This window comes from Gryllotalpicola reticulitermitis (assembly GCF_042651345.1).
GTDB lineage: Bacteria > Actinomycetota > Actinomycetes > Actinomycetales > Microbacteriaceae > Gryllotalpicola > Gryllotalpicola reticulitermitis.
Genome location: NZ_JBHSCN010000020.1, coordinates 1 through 16,589 on the forward strand (window position 1 = coordinate 1; position 16,589 = coordinate 16,589).

Here is a 16,589-nt window from a genome sequence, read left to right on the forward strand (position 1 = left end):
CGACCTTCCAGACCAGCCCCACAGAACCGTCACCGATGTCCTGAGACATGAAGTGTTACCGATGTCCTGATGCAGAACTGTCACCTATCTGCTGAGACATCACACACCGTTAGAGAATGGACGCAAGCTACGCGCACGTAGCGGGCCCGATGAACAGACTGAGCGTGCGCCCAGGTGGGGCGCTGGGCCACCTAGACCCGGTGACGGTGTCCATGCGGGTGATGTCTGCCGGAGACGGATATCTCTACCTCTGGCGCACGGTCGTGGCCGGAGATGGTGAGCGGGACTTCAGCTCGCCGCTGACGCGCTATTACCAGGAGAAGGGAACGCCGCCCGGTCGGTGGTTGGGTTCTGGTGTCGCCGCCCTCGGTGAGGGAGCGGGGACGCTCGCCGCTGGCGATGAGGTTTCGGAAGAGGGCCTTGCCAGGTTCTTGGGCCACGGGATGGACCCGGTGACTGGAGTTCAGTTGGGCCGTCCGTATGGGCAGTTCAAGACGGTCGCCGACCGGATCGAGCACCGCATCAGAGTCCTGCCTGTGGGGATGCCCGAGGATGAGCGAGCCGCGAGTATCGCGGCGATCACGCGCGAGGAGGAGGACCGTACTCAACGGCGTGCCGTGGCCGGGTTCGATTTCACTTTCTCGGTTCCGAAGAGCGTGTCGGTGTTGTGGGCGGTCAGTGATGCGGGGACGCAGGCGTTGATCGCGGACGCGCATCACGCGGCGATCGACGACCTCCTGCAGGAGATGGAGCAGGACGTGATCATGACGCGGGTGGGTTTCAACGGCCGCGGGGGAGCGGTGGCCCAGGTGGAGACGCGTGGGCTCATTGCGACGGCGTTCGATCATTACGACTCGCGTGCCGGTGATCCGCAATTGCATACCCACGTGGTGGTCGGGAACAAGGTGCAGGGCTTGGACGGCAAGTGGCGGGCGCCGGATGGCAGACCTCTGTTCGCGTCGGTGGTTGCTCTTTCGGAGATGTACAACGCTGTGCTCAGCGATCGCATCAGCGCGAGCCTGGGACTCGGGTGGGAGCAGCGGTCACGCGGGGCGGACCGCACGCCGGCCTGGGAGCTGGAAGTCGTGCCTGACGAGCTCCTGGATGAGTTCTCCAACCGGACACACGACATCAATGCCGAGGCAGAACGCCTCATCCATGAGTATTTGGAAGGCCACGGCCGCTACCCTTCACGCACCACCATCCTGCACCTGCGCCAGCAGGCGACCCTGTCCACGCGGCCACCGAAGGAGACTCGGTCTCTTGCCGAACTGACGCAGGGATGGCGCGCGCGGGCCGCGCGCGTTCTCGATGAGGACGCTACCGGGTGGGCTACGACAAATCTGCTCGCAGCTGCCGAGCAGCCGGTTCTTCGCGTCGACGACGTCGCGGCTGAGGACATCCGCGCGCTGGCGGCGTCGGTAGTGAATGCGGTCGGGACCAGGCGGTCCACATGGCGTCGCTGGAACCTGATGGCCGAAGCTGCGCGCACGAGCATGCCATATCGCTTCGCCACCTCAGAGGATCGGCAAGCATTCATCGGACTGATCGCCGACGAGGCCGAGAGGCTCTCGCTCCGGCTGACTCCTGCCGAGCCCGCTTCATCACCGGCGCGTTTCCAGGATGTGGGCGGCCGTAGCGTGTTCCGACCGAAAGCAAGCACCGTCTACTCGTCGACGCGTGTGCTGGACGCCGAGGACGAGTTGCTTGCCCTGGCACACATTCGGACCGGACCTGGCGTCCCGCTTGAGGTCGTGGAGCAGGCGGCGGCTCGCCAGGACACCAACGGGCTGTTCTTGGGTCCTGATCAGCGATCCGCGCTGGCGCAGATCGCCTCCTCGCAGCGCGTTGTCGATGTGCTTGTGGGTCCCGCAGGTGCAGGCAAGACGACGACGCTTGGCAAGCTCCGCACGATCTGGGAAACCGAGCATGGGGGAGGCAGCGTGGTTGGCCTGGCGCCGTCATCGTCTGCCGCCGAGGTGCTCGCCGAGGATCTCGGCATCCAGACGGAGAACACCGCGAAGTGGCTCTATGAGCATCGCCGTGCCTCCGAACGTGCCACGCAGATTCGCGAGATTGACGCGCAGATCGCCGCAGTGGTCCATCGCCTGCGGGAGCACGACCTCTCCCGCGTGGAGGCCCGCAAGCAGCTGAACTGGTTGCACGGACGACGCCACGGCACCGTCTCGGACCTCGAGCAATGGCGCCTGCACTCCGGGGACCTCGTCATCGTGGACGAGGCGTCCCTCGCCGGCACGCTGTCCCTGCATGCTCTCGCGGAGCACGCTGCGGACGTGGGAGCGAAGCTTCTGCTGGTGGGGGACTGGGCGCAGCTGACGGCCATCGATGCCGGCGGCGCCTTCGGCATGCTCGCTCGCGAACGTGATGACGCGCCTGAGCTGACCGCGTTGCACCGCTTCCGCAACAGGTGGGAACGAGCCGCATCGCTCCAGCTTCGGCTCGGCGAGGAGGATGCCATTGCCGCCTACGGCACGCATGGGCGCATTGTCCCTGCACCGCAGGATGACGTCCTGGACGCGGCCTACCGTGGCTGGCTTACCGACAAGGCGGAGGGTGTCCGCACGGTGCTGATCGCTGAGACCGTTGAGCTGGTAACCCAGCTGAATTTGCGCGCCCGACTCGACCTCGTCGACGAGGGGGTTGTCACCGCCGCCGGCATAGCGATCCACGACGGCAACCTCGCAGGCCGAGGCGACACGATTGTCACTCGTAAGAACGACCGGCGCCTCACCGCGGGCTCCGGCTGGGTGAAAAACGGCGACACCTGGACGGTGACGGCTCACCACCGCGACGGATCGTTGACGGTGCGCCGTGCGCATTCCACCGACCCGCGCCGCATTCGCCTACCTGCGCCATATGTCGCCGAGAACGTCGAGCTCGGCTACGCCGTGACCACCCACCGGGCGCAAGGCATGACCGTCGATCGTGCCCACGCGGTCATCCGCTCCTCTTCCATGACGAGAGAAGCGCTGTACGTGGCCATGACCCGTGGGCGCGACAGCAACATCGCCTACGTGTCCATCGACGAGCCGGATCTGGAAGAGCACCAGAGGCTCGGGCAGGACATCACCGCCCGCATGGTCCTCACCGGCATCCTCCACCACTCCGGCGCTGAAATTTCCGCACACGAGGCCATCACCCGCGAGCAGGAGAGCTGGACCAACATCACCCAGCTCGCGGCCGAATACGAGACCATCGCCCAGACCGCGCAACGCGAACGTTGGATCGACGCCCTCGAACGTTCCGGGCTCAGCGAGGAGCAAATCGATCAGGTGATCGAGGCCGACACCTTCGGTCCACTCATCGTTGAACTCCGGCGCGCCGAAGCCAACGGGCACGACCCTCAACCCCTTCTGGCCCACGCGGTGATATCCCGCGACTGGACGGATGTCGACGATGTCGCCAGCGTCCTGCGGTGGCGCATCCAGCGCGACATCACCCGCAGAGTTACAGGAAGCCCGGCCGTGCCGAATCTCATCGCCGGTCTTATCCCGAGAGCGCAAGGCCGGATGTCCGGAGAGCTCCAGACGGCCCTCGCCGAACGCGAGGAACTCATCGAGCAGCGCGCCCGTGCCCTCGCCGAAGAGGCCGTAACCGCGAGCCCGTCGTGGGCTTCCGGTTTTGCCGTCCGACCCGGCGACCCCGTCCGGGACGAGGCCTGGCTGCGCAGCATCGCCGTCATTGCCGCGTACCGCGACCGCTACCAGGTGACCGGCCCCGACCCGCTCGGCCCGTCCGGTACCGGCGACAGCATCCGCCGCATCGACCGTCAGCGCGCCGAGAACGCGCTGCGCACCGCGCGCGGCCTGGCGGGCTCACCGCCGGACCCCGTCGATGCGCCCGCCGCCAGGCGCGGTGACCCCGATCTGTCCCGCTGACGATGTCGGAGGCTCATGCTGCACTGAACTCGGTCATACCAAAAACAGCGAAGGCGGCCTAGCCTGAAACCAGGCAATCCGCCAGGGAGGGCGCGAAGCCATGATGGGCATCATCTGGACCGTTTGCGTGCGTATCTACGAGCTGCTGCAGAAGTACGGGCCGTCCAACATCGTGCTCTGGAGACTCCGATCACGGCGTGGCCTCAAGTGGGGCGCTCCTGTGGGCCTTGCCGGAGTAGCGGTCTACGCCGGGATCTTCGTCGGCCTCAGCGAGCTCATCGAGCACGGGGCCACCGCGTGGCTGTACCTTCCCGCCGCCGTCGCTCTCTGGGACGCCATCAAGTTCCTCATGACCATCCCGGTCAGCACCATCCGGCTGCTGCGCGTTCGAGTTCAGGAGACGCGCTTGCTGAATGCCACAATCCGGGACGTCTACGCGGCGGAAGCGGCGTCTGGCCGCAGGCACCCGAAGCTCTCTCGCGACGAGCGACGCGAACTCGTCGCCGGTATGCGCAACTGAGCTCATTGGCTGGACGCGGTAATCAAGTACGCAAACGTGCACATGTTTCTGCACAAGATTGATGATCTGGAGATATACCACCAGCGATGCCCGTGCTCATCCTGCCCAGCGGACATGCTCGCACTGAGCTGCCCAAAGCCCTCGCGCGTTTCCGTGCGGAAAGCGCCGCAGCTCAGCCCCTGATCTTCGGCTCTCACCGCAAGCCAGAGGCGGTGGTGATCCCATTCGAGCTCTACACCTCGCTGTTGCCGGCGATCGAAGAGCTCGAGATCGCCCAGCTTGTCCGCGAACGCAGCGCAGAAGGTCCCGCGCGCCCGTTGAGCGAGCTCGCCACTGAGGTCGGCCTCGACCCGAACGACTACCAGTAGTGGCACGCCGCCTCGCCCTCGCAAGCCTGCCCTGCTTGGAAGGAGATCTTCGCGCTCCCGGATCCGGCGACACGGAAGATCGCTTTGGACATGCTCGTCCTCGTCCCAGACGGGCGTGTCCACGGCGAACGCCTCGGGACCCACGTCGCGACCGGCAACCTGAGTGACGGCTACAGGCTCTCGTCGACCCGGATGGAAGCGGGAAACCGCGTTTCCGACTGGCGTACTGCTATACGCCTGACGAGATTTCCGCCATCACCTTGGAGGCCGTCGCCGTCGGACCTCGACGTCTACCTTCGCGCCCCACGAGGCTGCACCGCACGGAATCCGACTGACTCAACGACCACCGGCCGAGCCGGGCTCGGCGCCCGGCCCAACAGACAGGGGAGCACGGAATGAAAGAGACCCGCGAAGAGTCCGCGGTGCCACCAACCCTCACGCCGGCGCAAGTGAGGCGTGCGCTCGCCGCCATCGCGGCGGCCCAGATCATGTCCGGCACGGAGCCGGCCCCGGAAGACCTCGAGATCGGCCGGCGCATTCTTACGGGGGAGACCACCGCCGAGGGTGCGATCCACGCGCGGCTCAGACAACTCGAGCAGCAGCACGGGCTCACCCGTTCAGAAGCAGCCGCATCACATGACCAGAGGACACTCGACGGGCAGGCTCCGCACCAGTAGCTGTCGTCAGAGTCGGCAGACCCGACCGCGGTGGTGCGGAATCGGCACCACCGTGGCCCGGCTGCCGCGCGATCACCGTCTCAACGCCGCCGTCACCGGGCGTTCGAGATCAACGTCGCACCTGTCATTCACCGTCCTGCTTCGCGAAGGCTCGATCCAGAATCTCCGCGGTCGCCGGGTCCACCATCTCGTCACGGCGGATGTAGTGCTGCACGGTGATCCGCGGATCCACATGCCCTAAGAGATCTGCGGCAAGGTCGACTCCGGCATGGTCGTTGATCGCGGTGGCGGCGGTGCGCCGGAACATGTGCGGTGACACGCCCTCGATGCCTGCCAACTCGAGAACGCGCCGAAGCTGCCTGCGCACGTTTGCCGTGGAGAACGGCGTTCCGTTGCGCGTGGTGAACAGTAGCGCGTCATCGGAGCGATCCGCCATCATGGCAAGCCGTCCTCGCACGGCCTCGGCGGTGAACGACGGGAGCGCGATCGTACGCCGGGACTTGGCGGTCTTCGGGTGGTCCTGCCGATGCGGCCTACTGCCCGCACTATGCGGGGCGACGATGGTCCCGGCGATGCGAATCGACGGAATCGGAGAGGTGACGTCGATGTCGCGGCGGCGGATCGCGAGGACCTCTCCGATGCGAGCGGAGGTGCCGAGCATGATCTCCACGATCGCTCCGAGCCATCCGTCCGTTATCGGCCCGGAGACGCGCGGCCCCGCCTCCCACACGCGGATTGCCGTGCGCACCGCATTCACCTCGGCGGCCGTCAGCGCCGTCGGATCCGGCCGCGGGCGCGAGATGCGGGCGACCGACTCCATCGGGTTGCGCGGCAGGACCTCATGCCGCACAGCGAGGCCGAAGGCCTGCCGGAGAACGTTGCGGGACTGCTTGGCCCGGTTGTAGCTGACCCGACGCTGTTGCTTGATGAACTGATCGCACCGCGCCACGCCGATCTCTCGAAGGGTGAGATTTGCGAAGTGCGGCAGCACGAGGTGGGTCATGTTCCACCGGTAGAGCTGCTTGGTTCCTTCCGCGAGCTCGGGGTTGAGCTCCATGTCCGCAAGCCAATAGTCTGCGAGTTCCTTGAACGAGCTGTCGGCGGTCAGATCAGTGGTTCCCGGCAGGTAGACCGTGCGGGCGGCGAGCTTCTCCTTTAGCGTCCGCTCCGCTGCCCGCTCGCTGTGCCCGGATGCCTGGACGAGCCGGGCGGTGCCGTCCCAGTCTCGGAACCGGGCGCGTGCGCGGACCGTACCCGAGCCGTCATCGACAAAGGTGATCTCGCCGAACGTCCCGATCGGCAGGCGCGGCCTAGACATGTGCGCTCACCTGTGGTTCGAGGAGAACGTATCGCGCTGCTCCTCCAACCAGGCCTTCACCTCGGATGCCTGGAAGACGACGTGCTTGCCGACGCGGTAGCCGGGTGGTCCCTTCCGGTTCGTGCGCCAGTCGTAGATGGTAGAGACCGGCACACGCAGGAACTCGGCCAGGGCCTTCACGTCCATCATCGGGTCGAGGCCCGTGGGCAGCTGCGGCGGTGGGGATGCTGAGGTCATGTCGGACAGGAGCACCGCATGACCCGGACAAACCGCCGACACCACAGAGCGTCCGGATCCAACGGTGTACTCCAGGTCGGAGAGGATCGCGAAGGAAGGGTTTGAGATGAGTTTGAGATGACGTAGTCAAATTCCACCTACACAAAAGGCCGGAAACCCGTGAGTTTCCGGCCTTTTCTCGTTGCGGGGACAGGATTTGAACCTGCGACCTCTGGGTTATGAGCCCAGCGAGCTACCGAGCTGCTCCACCCCGCGGCACAAGAATTTACTTTACCAGGCGATGTGCATCTGACGAAATCGGGGTGGCTTCCGTAGGCTCTCGGCCATGGCAGCCGCGCCCTTGATCGATGATCACGCGACCCCCGAGACCCGCGCGCTCTACGCCGGCCTGCAGAGCTTCGATGCACCACCTGGTGTCGTCGGCTTCGACCTCGGCGGCATTGAGGCGCTCGCCGGCCACAACCTCGACGGTGTCGCGTTCCCGGCCATCATCCGTGACGTCCGCGCGGCCCACGTCCGAGGCGACCTCGTCACGCTCACCTGGCATTCGGTCAACCCGCTGACGCATGGCGGTCACGGCGGACGTGGCGACAACAGGGCGCCGCTGTCTGCGGCATCCGTTCTGCCCACTGGACGCGCGCACGAGAAATACGTGAAGTGGCTCGACAACGTGGGAATGCTGATCAAGCAGCTGACGGATGCCTCGGGCACGCCGATCCCGCTCGTCTTCCGCCCTTTCGACCAGCACAACGCCGACCGGTTCTGGTGGGGGCTCGGCGACGGCTCAGTCGAGAGCGACACGAAGCCCGACGAGTTCGCGGCGCTCTGGCGGTTCACCGTCGACTACCTGCGCGACGTCTCGGGTCTGCACAACCTCATCTGGACGCTCTCACCCGACGTGGACCGCATCACGGCCGACGACGTCGCGGGCCGGTACGTGCGCGGGTATCCGGGCGACGAGTTCGTCGACGTTCTCGCCATTGAAACCGCCGACTCGACGCTGTTCGAGGCGGTCTCGCAGCTCGCCGCAGAGCGCGGCAAGGGTGCACTCTCACTAGGGTCGAACCGTGAGTGAGTTGCTCAGCGTCGCCGTCGCCCAGTTCGCGCCCGGGCCGGACACGGATGCCAATCTCGAAGTCATCCGAGACCTTGCCGAGGCCGCTGTCACACGCGGGGCACAGATCGTGGTGTTTCCCGAGTACTCGTCGTTCTTCGTGAACCCCGTCGGCGCCGCGTTCCTCGACGCGGCCGAGCCTCTCGACGGGGCGTTCGTCACCGAGCTCGCCGAGCTCGCTACGCGCCTCGACATCGCGATCGTCGCCGGAATGGCCGAGGAGCGCGATGAACCCGGGCGGTTCTCGAACACTGTCGTGGCGGTGCTTCCCGGTCGTGGCCTGGTCGCCAGCTATCGAAAGCAGCACCTGTACGACGCGTTCGGGCAGCGGGAATCCGAGTGGGTCGCACCCGGCCCGCTCGCCGAGCCGCAGTTGTTCACCGTCGCCGGCGTCTCGATCGGTTTGCAGACCTGTTACGACCTGCGTTTCCCGGAGGTGACCCGTCGCGTCGTCGACGCAGGCGCCCAGCTGGTGCTGGTCCCGAGCGAGTGGGTGCACGGCAACCTCAAGGTTCACCACTGGCGCACACTGCTGATCGCGCGCGCGATCGAGAACACGGTCTACGTCGCCGCGGCGGATCACACGCCGCCGGTGGGCGTCGGCACGTCGCTCATCGTCGACCCGATGGGCGTGGTGCTGACCGAGCTCGCCGACGAGCCGGATCTCGGGGTGGCGGATGTCTCGCCCGATCGCGTGCGCGAGGTTCGTCAAACGAACCCGGCGCTCGCATTGCGTCGCTACACTGTCGTTCCCCGCGACTGACCTTTCCCTCCCGGCGCGCATCGCCGGGCTCAGCGGTTGCTGCGCCGTCCACGTGCTCGCTGGCCGCGACGCCGGCGGTGTTGCGACTATGCGGCGACGAGGGCTCCGAGACGCGCGACCGCGTCGTCCAGCACGTCGAACTTCTTGCAGAACGCGAACCGCACGAGAGAGGCCGCGTCGCCACGGTGCTCGGCCGTGTAGAAAGCGGACAGGGGGATCGCCACGACCCCCGCGCGCTGCGGCAGATCGCGGCAGAACTCGACGGCGTCGGTGAAACCGAGGGGCGAGACATCCGTCACCACGAAATACGTCGCGCGCGACTCGAATACGTGGAATCCTGCGCCGCGCAGCCCCGTACTCAACAGGTCGCGCTTGGCGCGGAGCGTGTCGGCGACTCCGGCAAAGAAGGAGTCCGGCAGCGCGAGACCTGCCGCAATCGCCGGCTGGAACGGCGTGCCGCTCACGAAGGTGAGGAACTGCTTCACCGCGAGAATCGCCTGGATCAGTTCAGGCCGCGCCATCGCCCAGCCGATCTTCCAGCCGGTCGTCGAGAACGTCTTTCCCCCGCTCGAGATCGAGATGGTGCGCTCGACGGCGCCGGGCAGGGTCGCAATCGGCACGTGCGGCGTCTCGAACCGTAGATGCTCGTACACCTCGTCGGTGACGATGTAGGCATTGTGACGCTCCGCAAGCTCGATGATGCGCCGCTTCGCTGCATCGCCGAGCGTGGCACCGGTCGGGTTGTGCGGATCGTTGACGAGGATCACTTTCGTCCTGTCATTCACCGCCCGCGCGAGCTCGTCGAGATCAGGCGCGAAATCCGGCGCGCGCAACGGCACGGTCACGTGCTTGGCCCCGGCCAGCGCGATGAGTGCCCCATAGGCGTCGTAGAACGGCTCGAACGTGACGACCTCGTCGCCCCTCTCAACTAGCGCGAGCAGGGTCGCGGCTAGGGCTTCCGTGGCGCCCGCGGTCACGAGGATCTCGCGATCGGGGTCGAGCGCCTGCGCGTAGAAGCGGCGTTGGTGGTCCGCGATGGCAGAGCGCAGAAGCGGATGCCCCATGCCCGCTCCGTACTGATTCTCACCGTCGCTGATCGCCCGCCGCGCGGCGTCGAGCACCTCGACGGGGCCGTCTTCGTCGGGGAACCCCTGGCCGAGGTTGATCGCACCGGTGCGGACGGCCAGCGCGCTCATTTCCGCGAAGATCGTCGCCGCCGGCGTGCCGTCGGAGCCAAGGAGCCCCGCTCCGTGCGCCGCGTTGCGCCACGGGCCGTCGATATTCATGCGCACCACGCTAGTCGCGGCATGAATGCGATCCATGGGCGCCGCCCGAGCGCACGCCGCCCTGTGGATAATTTCCGCGCCGTGGGCCGTCTTCGCCGTAGCTTCAGACGATGCGGATTCTCGGTCGCTGCCTCATTGCGACAACAACGTTGCTGCTGGCTGCAACTCTCGCGGGCTGCACCCCCGCGCCCACGTCGTCCCCGATGCCTCGCGCGGCGTCGCCGACCGCGACCTCAACGCCGACGCCAAGTTCGACGCCAGTCTTCGCCTCCGACGAGGAGGCACTGGCGGCAGCGGTTGCCATCTATAGGAAATACGAGGCTGCGTCCGACGCCGTCGGTCGGGACGGTGGCGCTCATCCTGAACGAGTTCGCCCTTATGTCAGCGACTCGGGATACGAATTCGAACTGGCGCAGGCCGAGACGTTGAGGGCAGAGCAGTCGCATGGCGTTGGAGCAGCGGTTCTCAATAACGCCGTTCTGAAATCTCGCGACGAGCAGGGCGGAGTGGCGACTGTGACCATGCATGTTTGCGAAGACATCTCGGCCGTTGATCGAATCGACGCACAAGGGCGGTCGCTCGTTGAGTCGACTCGAGGCGACTACCTCGACTACGAGGTCGTTCTGAAGGGCAGTGTCCGCGACGGGCTAGTGATCCATTCGAACAGAGAGTGGACAGGCGGCGGAATTTGCAAGTTCTAGGAGCAGTGGCCTGCGTCGTGCTCGCCTCTTTCGTCGCGGCTGGGCCGGGGTTAGATGCGGACGTCACTGGAGCATGGTCGGGGCGTGCGCTGTACGTTTCCGGCTCCACACGCGGGACCGAGGTTCCGCCGCCCGCGTCGCGCCCAAAGGGCACGAGTGACTCCAAGACAGCGACTGACCCGCGCGCGACTGCGGCGCCGGACGATGGCGACTTCTTCATTCAGAGGTGGTGCCCGGCGCCGGGGAAGTGCCAGGAGGCGAAGTTCGGCTTCACCGTCGAGTCAACGCCGGAGCCGTCAGCCACGGCGTCGCCTGCGCGAGCCCCAACGCCCGCCTTGAGCGATGTGGCGCGGTTTGTTGCCGGTTCCCCGCGGGTCCTGGTGGAGCCGGCCGCATGGACGGTGGCGGGCGCCGAAACGAACTTCATGGCGTCAGGCCCGAGGGAGCACTCGCAGTCCGGGCAGCTGCTCGGGCAGGCGGTCACGGTGCGCTTCACGCCCGTCGCGTATCACTGGTCATACGGCGACGGCAGCGCTCGAAGCACCCCCGGCCCCGGCGTGAGCTGGAAGGCATCCGGCCTCTCCGCATTCGCTAAGACATCGACCAGTCACGTGTTTACGGCGCGCGGGAGCTACCCCGTGACGGTCGCCGTCGAATACGCCGCTCAGTATCGGTTCGCCGGGGACGGCTGGCGTGCGATCCCGGGTACGCTGAGTCTGACGTCAGGGGCGGTGACGGTGACAGTGAAAGCGGTCAAGACGGTCCTCGTGGGCGGAACCTGCGACGAAAAACCGTCCGCGCCTGGTTGTTCCCTCTGATCGGCTGGTCTTCGATAACGCTTGGCGAGATTCGAGATCCCTCCGAGAGCCGTCATAACGTGCGCACAGCTTCGCATTGGATCCTGGTTGTGCTTGGAAAAGGAGCGAACCCATGAGCGACAACGCGAACGACCACGTGGACCCGCAGAACGCCCACAACTCCGCGGCCAACCCTTCGGCCGAGGGGGAGTCGGTTCACGAGCCCGAGCCTCCTCAGCAGGGGGCACCCGAGTGGCAGGCACCGGCGGCACCCGCCCAGCCTGCAGAATCCACCGTGGTGTTCGATCAGCCGCAACAGCCCGCACAGCCGCCGCAGCCTGTGCAGCAGCAGCCGGCGCAGCAGCAGCCCATGCAGCCTCCCCAGCCCGCGGCTCCCGACTACAGCCAGCCGCGGCCGCGCTGGGGCGAGTATGCCCAGCAGACGCCGCCGCAGCCCGCACCGCAGGCACCGCAGCCCGGTCAGCCGTACCAGGGGCAGTACCCCCAGCAGACGCAGCCGTACCCGCAGGGCTACCAGCAGAACCAGAACACGCAGCCGACGCAGCCGCTCGGTGGCCAGCACCCCTACTACTCGCAGTTCTCCGCCCCCGCACCGCAGGCCCCCAAGCCTGCGAAGCCGAAGGGTGAGCGCTCGCTGTCCAACCGCTCGATCCTGCTGATCGTCGCCGGGCTCGTCGTCGGTGGGCTGATTGGCGGTGGCGTCGGCGGTGGAATCGCGGCCGGCGTCGCTCACAACAGCGGCACCCCCGTCAATATCTCGAGCGGCAGCGGCGCGTCGAACATCACGGTCAACGACCCGAAGAACGTCACGCAGGTGACGGCCGTCGCCGCAAAGGCGTCGAACAGCGTCGTCACGATCAACGTGACCGGCTCGCAGGAATCCGGTACCGGCTCGGGCGTCATTCTGAGCAGTGACGGCTACATCCTCACGAACACCCACGTCGTGACCCTCGACGGCGACACCTCGAGCGTCACGATCCAGGTGCAGACGAACGACGGCAAGCTGTACGCCGCGAAGGTGATCGGCACCGACCCGACCGATGACCTCGCTGTCATCAAGCTCAGCAACGCATCGGGCCTCTCGCCGATCAACTGGGGCAGCTCATCGAAGCTCAACGTCGGTGACCAGGTCATCGCGATCGGCGCGCCGCTCGGCCTGCAGGGCACCGTCACCGATGGAATCGTCAGCGCGCTGAACCGCAGCGTCTCGCTGCAGTCGAGCGCGGCCCCGTCAGACGGCAGCGGCAGCGGCAGCGGCGGAAGTCAGAATCCGTTCGGCAGCAGCAACCCGTTCGACCAGGGGCAGCAGTCGTCCTCGTCCGACATGATCTCGGTGCCGGCGATCCAGACGGATGCCGCGATCAACCCCGGCAACTCGGGCGGCGCACTGCTCAACGACAGCGGCCAGCTCGTCGGCATCAACGTCGCGATCGCGAGCACCGGTTCGAGTGACGGCTCGACCCAGTCCGGCAACATCGGCGTCGGCTTCGCGATCCCCGCTGACGTCGCCCACCGCATCGCCGACGAGCTGAAGGCCAACGGCAAGGCCACGCACGGCCTGCTCGGTGCGACCGTCAGCAACGCCGCCGCGCAGAGCAACGCGACCACCGTGGGTGGCCGCATCGAGTCGGTGAACAGCGGCAGCGCGGCGTCCAAGGCGGGCCTCAAGGCCGGCGATGTGATCACGAATGTCGGCGGCGTGCCGGTCACCAGCGCCGACGACCTGACGGCGCAGATCCGCTCGTCCGCGGCTGGTGCGACCGTCAAGGTCACCTACGTGCGCGACGGCAAGACCTACCAGGCGAACGTCACGCTGGGCACTTACACGGCACCGCAGCAGTAGCCCCGGCACGGCCCGTGACGCCGTGCCTCAGCCGGAACCCCAGCCTGCCGATTGGTAGGCTGGAGTTCCGCTGAACGACTGGACCTCATGCCGCACGACCCCCTCGAACTCGGTGACCTGCCCGGCGTCTCGTACGTGATGCCTGTCCTCAATGAGGAATCGCACGTCGGTGCGGCGGTTGCCAGCCTCTTGGCTCAGGACTACTCGGGGCCCTCCGAGGTCGTGCTCGCGCTCGGCCCCAGCACCGACGGCACCGATGCCGCGGTCGCCGCCCTCGCGGCGGCCGAGCCGCGGCTCACCACTGTGCCCAACCCCGAAGGGAACACTCCGGCGGGGCTCAACCGTGCAATCGAGGCATCCGCGTACCCGATCGTGGTGCGCGTCGACGCGCACTCGATTCTGCCGGCCGACTACACCCGCACCGCGATCGACGTGATCAAGCGCACCGGTGCCGACAACGTCGGCGGCGTGATGGACGCACACGGCGTGACCCCGTTCGAGCAGGCCGTCGCCGTCGCGTACGGCAGCCGTGTGGGCCTCGGCGGCACGCGGCACCACACGAGCGGGAAGGAAGGCCCCGCCGAAACCGTCTACCTCGGCGTGTTCCAGCGGCAGAGCCTGATCGACGCCGGCCTGTTCGACGAGGGCTTCAAGCGTGGCCAGGACTGGGAACTGAACCGGCGCATCCGCTCGCGCGGCGGCCTGGTCTGGTTCACGCCCCGGCTCCGCGTCGGCTATCGCCCGCGGGCGAGCGTGAAAGCCCTCGCGCGGCAGTTCTTCTCGACCGGGCTGTGGCGCGGCGAGCTCGCACGCCGTTTCCCCGCGAACAACGGCCTGCGCTACTGGGTGCCGCCGGTCGCCGTGGTGCTCATCACGCTCGGTATCGTCGCCGGCTGCCTCGCGGCGCTGTCGCCGTGGTGGCTGATCGGATTCGTGATTCCGGCGGGCTATCTGCTGATCGTGTTCGCGTCGACGGCGCTCGCCCGCTCGCACGGCAGGTCGGCGATGGCGTGGCTCGTCATCGTGCTGCCGGTGATCCACTTCACGTGGGGGGCCGGGTTCATCCTCGGCTTCTTGAAGCTGACGCGGAATCTCTCCGAGTTCACCGGCCGCTGACTCGCACCCGGCTAATGGTGCAAAGCGCGCTTGTCGCGGGCGTGCTCGAGTACGATCACGTCGGCGCCGTCGCCCGTCTCGCCCTCGGGCGGGAACGCGTTGCGTGCCGCTTTCGTCACGCGGCGGCCGAGCATGTTGTTGCCCACGCCGCCGATGACCGCGCCGATGCCATAGGGGAGCGCGCGACCGATGATCGAGCCGGCCTGCTTCGCGGCGACCTTCTTGACGAACGTCTTCCTGAGCTTGTTGAGCAGAGGGCTGACGACCGCGGTAGGCACCGAATCAGAGATCATCGCGCCCCAGTAGCCCGCACGGGTCTCGTCTTCGTTGAGCATCTCGAGACCGAACTGGCGGATGATGTCGCTGCCCTCTCGCCCGAGCATCAGGGCGAGCACCAGGCCGCGCGTGCGCTCGGGGTCTTCGACCGTGATGCCGTGCAGCTCGGCGACCGACTGCGCGAACAACGCCGTCGTCTCGAGGAACGCGACCGTTTCAGCGGCCGACAGCGCGAGGGCGGTGACGGTTCCGACGGCCGGGATCACCGCGGTAGCCCCCGTGGCCGCGCCGGTCGTGGTCACGGTCGCGAGATACCGCTGCTCGAGGAGGTACTGCAACTGCTCCGTCGAGGCGCTCGGGTGGTGGCGCCGGATGCCGTTGAGGTGGGCGAGCACCGCCGGGCGGTGCACCCCCATCAGCCGGTCGACCGACCTCTCGATCGTGAGCGGCAGCGGGCCGGTTTTCGCGCGGCCCTCGTTGTCGACCTTCACGAGTTCTTTCGTCTTGCGCTTGGCCATGCCGGGAGTCTAGGTGACGGTTGCGCGAACCCGACGGGGGTTGACGGGGCGCCGACGGCCGCCGTCAAAAGTTTCTGCCACCGGGGGACCTGCGCCCGTTAGGCTCGTGGCCTCGCCCACCCCGAATACCACGCGAGGTAAACCGTGCAACTTGCTGCGTGGTCGTCGATCACCTTCGGCCAACACTTGAAACGCGCGCGTCATGCCCGCGGGCTGACCCAGGAGCAGCTCGCGAACAAGGTTGAGATGCACGCGGCCAACCTGCGACGCCTCGAGCGCGGCGCCGCGAACCCCAGCCTGTCGACGATGGCGCGACTGGCCGCGGGGCTCGAAGTCGAGCTGCATGAGCTCGTGCGCGGCATTCCACGGGATCCAGAATAGCGGCTAAACCCGATGGGCATAAATTAATTGTGGGTGCAAACGCTGGAACTTCGCACGACGCGCCTATAGGCAAGAGGGGTGAGCCCAAAAGCCAAGCGGAAGACCGCTGCCTCGACAACGCTCGGCGAAAGGGTTCGTGCCCTTCGGCTGGGCATCGACGGCGCCACGCAGGAGCGAGTCTCGCAGCTGGCGGGCATCGACCTCACCAACTATGGCGATATCGAGCGCGGGTTCGGCAACCCGACGTTCGAGACGCTGCTGCGCATCGCTGCGGTGCTGCAGGTGCCGGCGAGTGATCTGATCACGGGCCTGACGCGTGCCGATCTGCCCGATGACGACCCCGACCTCACCGTCGCCGAGTTCATCGCCGCGCGCAAGCAGCGTCGTCTCGCGCCATAGCGGCCACGACGACCGGCGTCGGTTAGAACACACAGCGCCACAGGTACTCGTCGTCGTTCTGGCGGCGCCACCTGACGACCAGCGTCGTCGAGCGCGCAAGGTCGTCGCCGTCGATCGGCACCCAGACCGACTCGCCGGCCGACATGGCCATGGGGAAGTGCTCGGGCAGGGAGCCCGGCCCGATGAGCGCGAGCGACACGTGCTTCAGCGGCTCGAGGCTGGCGTTGCGCAAGCCGTACATCGGTGCGTGGTCACGAATGAAGATCCACGGGACGGGGTAGGAGAGCGGAACGTCTTGCATGCCTGGAACGGTAGGCGGGGCATCCGACAACCGAGGACGGAATGTGGAAAAAGC

General features: G+C 67.0%; 18 protein-coding genes and 1 tRNA gene. 12 read left to right on the forward strand and 7 right to left on the reverse strand.

The features are described from left to right. Window positions 1-116: 116 nt before the first annotated feature. From mobF to ACFOYW_RS17110, 4 genes are all read left to right on the forward strand, one after another. Window positions 117-3,899, forward strand: coding sequence for a MobF family relaxase (mobF, locus tag ACFOYW_RS17095; RefSeq protein ID WP_390231796.1), 3,783 nt, complete (start codon window positions 117-119; stop codon window positions 3,897-3,899). 100 nt (window positions 3,900-3,999) lie between these two features. Next, window positions 4,000-4,419: a sulfate permease gene (locus ACFOYW_RS17100; protein ID WP_390231799.1), complete on the forward strand. Its 420-nt coding sequence runs from the start codon at window positions 4,000-4,002 to the stop codon at window positions 4,417-4,419. A gap of 86 nt (window positions 4,420-4,505) precedes the next feature. After that, on the forward strand, window positions 4,506-4,787 hold the full coding sequence (locus tag ACFOYW_RS17105; protein WP_390231802.1) for a hypothetical protein: 282 nt from the start codon (window positions 4,506-4,508) through the stop codon (window positions 4,785-4,787). Window positions 4,788-5,182: 395 nt separating this feature from the next. Then, window positions 5,183-5,464, forward strand: coding sequence for a hypothetical protein (locus ACFOYW_RS17110; protein WP_390231804.1), 282 nt, complete (start codon window positions 5,183-5,185; stop codon window positions 5,462-5,464). Between the two features lie 124 nt (window positions 5,465-5,588). Here ACFOYW_RS17110 and ACFOYW_RS17115 read toward each other — a convergent pair whose 3' ends face one another. The 3 genes from ACFOYW_RS17115 to ACFOYW_RS17125 all read right to left on the reverse strand — a co-directional run bounded on the left by ACFOYW_RS17115 (window position 5,589) and on the right by ACFOYW_RS17125 (window position 7,274). Beyond that, window positions 5,589-6,782 carry a tyrosine-type recombinase/integrase gene (locus ACFOYW_RS17115; protein WP_390231807.1) on the reverse strand — a complete coding sequence of 398 codons (1,194 nt, stop codon included), beginning with the start codon at window positions 6,780-6,782 and terminating at the stop codon, window positions 5,589-5,591. 6 nt (window positions 6,783-6,788) lie between these two features. Beyond that, a complete protein-coding gene (locus ACFOYW_RS17120) occupies window positions 6,789-7,019 on the reverse strand; it encodes a helix-turn-helix domain-containing protein (RefSeq protein WP_390231810.1) in 231 nt (76 codons plus the stop codon). Between the two features lie 181 nt (window positions 7,020-7,200). Next, window positions 7,201-7,274, reverse strand: a tRNA-Met gene (locus ACFOYW_RS17125). Between the two features lie 70 nt (window positions 7,275-7,344). On the opposite strand from ACFOYW_RS17125, the gene ACFOYW_RS17130 reads away from it, so the two are divergent. Then, window positions 7,345-8,094, forward strand: coding sequence for a glycosyl hydrolase (locus ACFOYW_RS17130; RefSeq protein WP_390231812.1), 750 nt, complete (start codon window positions 7,345-7,347; stop codon window positions 8,092-8,094). Further along, a complete protein-coding gene (locus ACFOYW_RS17135; protein ID WP_390231815.1) occupies window positions 8,087-8,896 on the forward strand; it encodes a carbon-nitrogen hydrolase family protein in 810 nt (269 codons plus the stop codon). The genes ACFOYW_RS17130 and ACFOYW_RS17135 overlap by 8 nt, the downstream gene beginning before the upstream one ends. Window positions 8,897-8,982: 86 nt before the next feature. Here the strand turns inward: ACFOYW_RS17135 and ACFOYW_RS17140 are convergent, their stop codons facing one another. Next, the gene (locus ACFOYW_RS17140; RefSeq protein ID WP_390231817.1) at window positions 8,983-10,182 is read right to left on the reverse strand and encodes an aminotransferase class I/II-fold pyridoxal phosphate-dependent enzyme; all 1,200 of its coding nucleotides are present in this window, start codon (window positions 10,180-10,182) and stop codon (window positions 8,983-8,985) included. A gap of 110 nt (window positions 10,183-10,292) precedes the next feature. On the opposite strand from ACFOYW_RS17140, the gene ACFOYW_RS17145 reads away from it, so the two are divergent. Next, window positions 10,293-10,883 (forward strand): hypothetical protein, encoded by a 591-nt coding sequence (locus tag ACFOYW_RS17145; RefSeq protein ID WP_390231819.1) that lies wholly within the window; start codon window positions 10,293-10,295, stop codon window positions 10,881-10,883. Window positions 10,884-11,103: 220 nt separating this feature from the next. Here ACFOYW_RS17145 and ACFOYW_RS17150 read toward each other — a convergent pair whose 3' ends face one another. Continuing rightward, the gene (locus ACFOYW_RS17150) at window positions 11,104-11,310 is read right to left on the reverse strand and encodes a hypothetical protein (RefSeq protein WP_390231822.1); all 207 of its coding nucleotides are present in this window, start codon (window positions 11,308-11,310) and stop codon (window positions 11,104-11,106) included. Here ACFOYW_RS17150 and ACFOYW_RS17155 point away from each other — a divergent pair. The 3 genes from ACFOYW_RS17155 (at window position 11,309) to ACFOYW_RS17165 (ending at window position 14,660) form a co-directional block, all read left to right on the forward strand. Further along, window positions 11,309-11,701, forward strand: coding sequence for a PKD domain-containing protein (locus tag ACFOYW_RS17155; RefSeq protein ID WP_390231825.1), 393 nt, complete (start codon window positions 11,309-11,311; stop codon window positions 11,699-11,701). The two genes, ACFOYW_RS17150 and ACFOYW_RS17155, sit on opposite strands and share 2 nt — an antisense overlap. Window positions 11,702-11,813: 112 nt before the next feature. Beyond that, complete coding sequence (locus ACFOYW_RS17160; RefSeq protein ID WP_390231828.1) at window positions 11,814-13,544, forward strand: S1C family serine protease; 1,731 nt, start codon at window positions 11,814-11,816, stop codon at window positions 13,542-13,544. Between the two features lie 87 nt (window positions 13,545-13,631). Next, the gene (locus tag ACFOYW_RS17165) at window positions 13,632-14,660 is read left to right on the forward strand and encodes a glycosyltransferase family 2 protein (RefSeq protein WP_390231831.1); all 1,029 of its coding nucleotides are present in this window, start codon (window positions 13,632-13,634) and stop codon (window positions 14,658-14,660) included. An 11-nt stretch (window positions 14,661-14,671) separates the two neighbouring features. On the opposite strand, the gene ACFOYW_RS17170 is transcribed toward ACFOYW_RS17165, so the two are convergent. Then, window positions 14,672-15,454, reverse strand: coding sequence for a hypothetical protein (locus ACFOYW_RS17170; RefSeq protein WP_390231834.1), 783 nt, complete (start codon window positions 15,452-15,454; stop codon window positions 14,672-14,674). A gap of 144 nt (window positions 15,455-15,598) precedes the next feature. Here ACFOYW_RS17170 and ACFOYW_RS17175 point away from each other — a divergent pair, with 144 nt between their 5' ends. After that, window positions 15,599-15,835, forward strand: a complete 237-nt coding sequence (locus tag ACFOYW_RS17175) for a helix-turn-helix domain-containing protein (RefSeq protein ID WP_390231837.1) — start codon at window positions 15,599-15,601, stop codon at window positions 15,833-15,835. Window positions 15,836-15,913: 78 nt separating this feature from the next. Further along, complete coding sequence (locus ACFOYW_RS17180; RefSeq protein ID WP_390231840.1) at window positions 15,914-16,234, forward strand: helix-turn-helix domain-containing protein; 321 nt, start codon at window positions 15,914-15,916, stop codon at window positions 16,232-16,234. 22 nt (window positions 16,235-16,256) lie between these two features. On the opposite strand, the gene ACFOYW_RS17185 is transcribed toward ACFOYW_RS17180, so the two are convergent. Then, entirely contained in the window at window positions 16,257-16,535 is a 279-nt protein-coding gene (locus ACFOYW_RS17185) for a hypothetical protein (protein WP_390231843.1), read from the reverse strand. Window positions 16,536-16,589 lie beyond the last annotated feature (54 nt).

Bases quoted from the DNA above. Each gene is read 5' to 3' on its own strand.
- ACFOYW_RS17145 (WP_390231819.1), top strand. From the start codon at position 10,293: ATGCGGATTCTCGGTCGCTGCCTCATTGCGACAACAACGTTGCTGCTG.
- ACFOYW_RS17160 (WP_390231828.1), top strand. From the start codon at position 11,814: ATGAGCGACAACGCGAACGACCACGTGGACCCGCAGAACGCCCACAAC.
- ACFOYW_RS17185 (WP_390231843.1), bottom strand. From the start codon at position 16,535: ATGCAAGACGTTCCGCTCTCCTACCCCGTCCCGTGGATCTTCATTCGT.
- ACFOYW_RS17105 (WP_390231802.1), top strand. From the start codon at position 4,506: ATGCCCGTGCTCATCCTGCCCAGCGGACATGCTCGCACTGAGCTGCCC.
- ACFOYW_RS17170 (WP_390231834.1), bottom strand. From the start codon at position 15,454: ATGGCCAAGCGCAAGACGAAAGAACTCGTGAAGGTCGACAACGAGGGC.
- ACFOYW_RS17150 (WP_390231822.1), bottom strand. From the start codon at position 11,310: ATGAAGTTCGTTTCGGCGCCCGCCACCGTCCATGCGGCCGGCTCCACC.
- ACFOYW_RS17120 (WP_390231810.1), bottom strand. From the start codon at position 7,019: ATGACCTCAGCATCCCCACCGCCGCAGCTGCCCACGGGCCTCGACCCG.
- mobF (WP_390231796.1), top strand. From the start codon at position 117: ATGGACGCAAGCTACGCGCACGTAGCGGGCCCGATGAACAGACTGAGC.
- ACFOYW_RS17140 (WP_390231817.1), bottom strand. From the start codon at position 10,182: ATGAATATCGACGGCCCGTGGCGCAACGCGGCGCACGGAGCGGGGCTC.
- ACFOYW_RS17165 (WP_390231831.1), top strand. From the start codon at position 13,632: ATGCCGCACGACCCCCTCGAACTCGGTGACCTGCCCGGCGTCTCGTAC.
- ACFOYW_RS17130 (WP_390231812.1), top strand. From the start codon at position 7,345: ATGGCAGCCGCGCCCTTGATCGATGATCACGCGACCCCCGAGACCCGC.
- ACFOYW_RS17115 (WP_390231807.1), bottom strand. From the start codon at position 6,782: ATGTCTAGGCCGCGCCTGCCGATCGGGACGTTCGGCGAGATCACCTTT.
- ACFOYW_RS17100 (WP_390231799.1), top strand. From the start codon at position 4,000: ATGATGGGCATCATCTGGACCGTTTGCGTGCGTATCTACGAGCTGCTG.
- ACFOYW_RS17155 (WP_390231825.1), top strand. From the start codon at position 11,309: ATGGCGTCAGGCCCGAGGGAGCACTCGCAGTCCGGGCAGCTGCTCGGG.
- ACFOYW_RS17110 (WP_390231804.1), top strand. From the start codon at position 5,183: ATGAAAGAGACCCGCGAAGAGTCCGCGGTGCCACCAACCCTCACGCCG.